Source organism: Ralstonia sp. ASV6, assembly GCF_016429285.1.
GTDB lineage: Bacteria > Pseudomonadota > Gammaproteobacteria > Burkholderiales > Burkholderiaceae > Ralstonia > Ralstonia flaminis.
Genome location: NZ_JAELUI010000252.1, coordinates 1 through 4,118 on the forward strand (window position 1 = coordinate 1; position 4,118 = coordinate 4,118).

Here is a 4,118-nt window from a genome sequence, read left to right on the forward strand (position 1 = left end):
CTGACCTGCCACGCGGCGTGTACATGTGGGGCGGGGTGGGGCGCGGCAAGTCGTTCCTGATGGATGCCTTCTATAGCTGTGTGCCGCTGGTGCGTAAGACGCGTCTGCACTTTCACGAGTTCATGCGTGAGGTGCATCGCCAGCTGGAAGAACTGCGCGGCCGCGCCGACCCGCTCGATGAACTGGCGCGCCGCATCGCCAAGCGCTACCGCTTGATCTGCTTTGATGAATTCCACGTCAGCGACGTTGCTGACGCGATGATTCTGCACCGCCTGCTTGATCAGCTCTTCGCCAATGGCGTGCAGTTCGTGATGACGTCCAACTACCGGCCGGACCTGTTGTATCCGGACGGCCTGCACCGCGACCGTGTGCTGCCCGCCATCGCGCTGCTGCAAGAGAAACTCGACATCCTCAACGTGGATGCCGGTGTCGACTATCGCAAGCGTGCAATGGAGCAGGTGCAGGCGTACTACACCCCGCTGGGCGCCAAGGCCAACTCGGCGTTGCGCGATGCATTTGCTGCCGTGGCGGAAGTGCCGGATGAATCGCCGATACTGCGAATCGAGCACCGTGAAATTCGCGCTGCGCGCAAGGCCGGTGGCGTGGTGTGGTTCGATTTCGCCACGCTGTGCGGCGGTCCGCGCTCGCAGAACGATTACCTGGAAATCGCCTCGCGCTTTCATACCGTGATCCTGGCTGATGTGCCAAAGATGACACCGCGCATGGCATCCGAAGCGCGCCGCTTCACCTGGCTGATCGACGTGTTCTACGACCACAAGGTCAAGCTGCTGATGTCGGCCGAGGTATCGGCGGACGAACTCTATACCGAAGGCCAGATGGCCAACGAGTTCCAGCGCACGGTGTCGCGCATCGTCGAGATGCAGTCGCGCGAATACCTCGAGGCGCCTCGCCGCGAGGTGGATACGTCGTTGACCTGACCGATTGCCGCCCGCCGTGCAGGCGTGCTCAATGCGAAGGCGGCGGATTGCGATGCGAAGATGGCGCGTGTGATGGGCGCAGGTTTACTGCCCCCAGGAAATCCTGCGCCAAGCTCTCGTTCTTACGATTGACGTTGCGGAACGCGCCTTCCACCAGCATCGGGGCGATGTTGCTCACGTCCGTTTGCGAGGCGATGGCCACGTCCTCAGCAAAGCCGCGTTCGCACAGTTCGCGGCCTGACACCGAATCCAGCAGCCACGCTTTCATCATCCCGGTCTGGGAGGCCTCCCGATAGATCGCCCGTGCAGCGAGGGCTTCGGGCGATAGCGCTTGCGGCAGAAAGCCCGCCACCGTCTCCGACAGGTGATGCACGATGGCGCCGGCGGCCAGCCAATCCTCCAGGGCCGGGCGTAAACTTCCGTCGGCCCAGCGCTTGCCCGACGCCACCACGGCCACGCGGCGGCCGAGTCGCGATGCTGCCTCCGCCACGGCACGCGCGTTGCGCAGGCAACCGGCAAACGTCGGCGTTGAACCGGTCGCCAGGGCCAGCGTTGCGCCGTTGGGTGAGGGCAGGACCAGGCTGCTGCCCACCGGCAGTTCCTTCAACGAGGCCGGCGACAGCGAGTAGCCAGGCTGACTGCGATTGGTGCACGCCAGCATGGCGCCGGCACGGCGGGCAAAGACTTCCGCACTGCTGTCGCGCCACGGATACGGGTAGATGCGCGCGCCGCGCCCGACCGCAATGTCCACACAGGTGCAGAACGACAGCACGTCGACCACGATGACCGCGTCGCAATGTGGTGCCAGCGTGGAGGCACCGTGCTCGCCCCACTCGCAGTGAATGTTGTACAGGCTGAATTCGGTTGCCACGGGACGCCCTCCTGTTTGCCTGGTCCAGCTAACACTATAGGACGCGGAATATTTTGTGACAGGGCAGTGCGACCACGTGTGGCTTGCACGGCGCTTAGCTGCGTGTTCAGCCACGGTGACGGCTCTTGACGCACATCAATGGGCGGTTGGCGGCGTGTGGCTAGCATGGCCACATAATGACGACGACCTACGCCCCAACGCTTTCCGCCGCTGCCCGCGACGCGGCTCCGCCACATCAGGCAAGTGAGGCAGCGTCGTCACAAACCACCTGCTACCACTGCGGTTCGTCGCTTGATGCAGCGACCGCGCTGCACGGCAACATCGCCGACCAATCCCAAACGTTTTGCTGTGCCGGTTGCCAGGCGATTGCGCAGACGCTGCACGCCTCCGGCATGGGCCATATCTATGATGGCCCGATTGCCTTTGCCCGCCCGCTGGACGGCGATAAGCGCGCGGAGGCCGAAGCTGTGTGGGCGACATACGATCTACCCGTCATGCGCGAGCGCTTTGTGCGCGCCCGTGCGGATGGTGCAGAGGAGGTCTCGCTGGCGATCACCGGCATGCGCTGTGCCGCATGCGTCTGGCTGATCGAGCGCGCGCTTTCGCGCGTTGTCGGCATCCGCGAAACCACCGTCAACTACGCTACCGAGCGCGCTCGCCTCGTCTGCGAGCCGGGTGCCGTGCGCCTGTCAGCTGTGTTTGCAGCCATTGCTGACGTGGGCTACGAGGCCTGGCCCGATCAGCCTTCGGCCCGCCGTACGGCAGAGGCGCGCGAGCGCCGCAGCCTGCTGATCCGGCTCGGTATTGCCATGCTCGGGATGATGCAGGTGATGATGTACGCGTGGCCGGTGTACTTGCACGGTAGCGACATCCCCGTCGACCAGACCCGCCTGATGCAGTGGGCGAGCCTGTTGCTGACCGTGCCGGTGGTACTGATCTCTGCTGCTCCGATCTTCCGCAGCGCGTGGCGTCAGGTACGGCACGCACATGTCGGCATGGATGTGCCGGTGGCGCTGGGCATTGGCGCAGCGTTCGTCGCGAGTGTGTTCGCCACGGTGCGCGGCCATGGCGAGACGTATTTCGATTCTGTGACGATGTTCGTCGCGTTTCTGTTGGCGGCGCGGTATCTGGAACTGCGCGCGCGGCAGAGTGCCGCATCCGGCGCAGAGGCCCTGGTGCGCCAATTGCCTGCCACGTGTCGCCGTATGGATGCGGCGTCCGGCACGTTGCAAACCATTCCTGTTGCCACGCTGTGTGTGGGCGATTGTGTGGAAGTGCGTGCAGGCGAGGTGCTCCCCGCTGACGGCGTGATCGAGCGCGGCACCACCGAGATCGATGAATCGCTGCTCTCCGGTGAGAGTGTGCCGCGCCAGCGCGATATCGGCTCGGCCGTGCTTGCCGGCAGCTATAACGTGGCCAGCGCCATCCGTGTGCGCGTGAGCCGTGTGGGCACGCAGACGCGTCTGGCGGCCATCGTCGAACTGCTGGATCGTGCGCTGACCGACAAGCCTCGCATGGCTGAACTGGCCGATCACGTTGCCGGCCGCTTTGTGGCGGTGCTGCTTGGTTGGGCGGTGCTGACGGCGATTGCGTGGTGGTGGATCGATCCCACCCGTATGTTTGCCGTCACGGTCGCGGTGCTGGTGGTGAGCTGCCCATGTGCGCTGTCACTTGCCACACCGTCTGCACTGGCAGCGGCCAGCGGCGCGTTGGCAAGGCGCGGCGTGCTGGTCACGCGCGGTCACGCCATCGAAAGTCTGGCTGCGGTGACCGACGTGCTGCTCGACAAGACCGGCACGCTCACCGAAGGGCGTCTGCGCTTGCTGAGCATCGAAACCTTTGGCGATGTCGATGCCGAATCCTGCCTCGCGATGGCCTGTGCGATGGAGCAATCGGAGAACCATCCGATCGCGCAGTCGCTGCGTGCTGCCGCGCCCGACGCATTGACATTGCCCGCTGTGGAGTGCGCCACCAACGTGCCGGGGCATGGGGTGCATGCGGTGGTTGGTGAACAGTCGCTGCGCTTGGGCACACAGCTGTTCGCCGCGACGCAGTACGCGAATCAATCAGTCAAGGCCATCCGCTACGGCTACGAAGCGCCGATGGAAGAAGTGCCGCCCGCCGCGGCATGCACCGTGGTCTGGCTTGGCCGCGACGGACAACCCCTCGCGCGCTTCACTCTGGCGGATACCCCGCGCGCCGATGCGCCTGCCTGCCTGGAGGCTTTGCGCGAGCAAGGCTTGTGTTTGCACCTGGTGTCCGGTGACGCGCCGGAGACGGTGCGCTGGTGGGCCAACCGATTGGGGATC

3 protein-coding genes are annotated in these 4,118 nt (G+C 65.0%); 2 read left to right on the forward strand and 1 reads right to left on the reverse strand.

Annotated elements, in window-relative coordinates; all coding sequences use genetic code 11:
* Window positions 1-938 (forward strand): cell division protein ZapE (zapE, locus tag JHD73_RS26825; protein WP_199033183.1); only part of this gene is annotated, 938 nt, incomplete at its 5' end.
* A gap of 28 nt (window positions 939-966) precedes the next feature.
* Here the strand turns inward: zapE and JHD73_RS26830 are convergent.
* A complete protein-coding gene (locus tag JHD73_RS26830; RefSeq protein ID WP_199033184.1) occupies window positions 967-1,809 on the reverse strand; it encodes a 2-phosphosulfolactate phosphatase in 843 nt (280 codons plus the stop codon).
* A 176-nt stretch (window positions 1,810-1,985) separates the two neighbouring features.
* Between JHD73_RS26830 and JHD73_RS26835 the strand changes: the two genes are divergently transcribed.
* On the forward strand, window positions 1,986-4,118 hold a 2,133-nt coding region (locus JHD73_RS26835), incomplete at its 3' end, for a heavy metal translocating P-type ATPase (protein WP_199033185.1).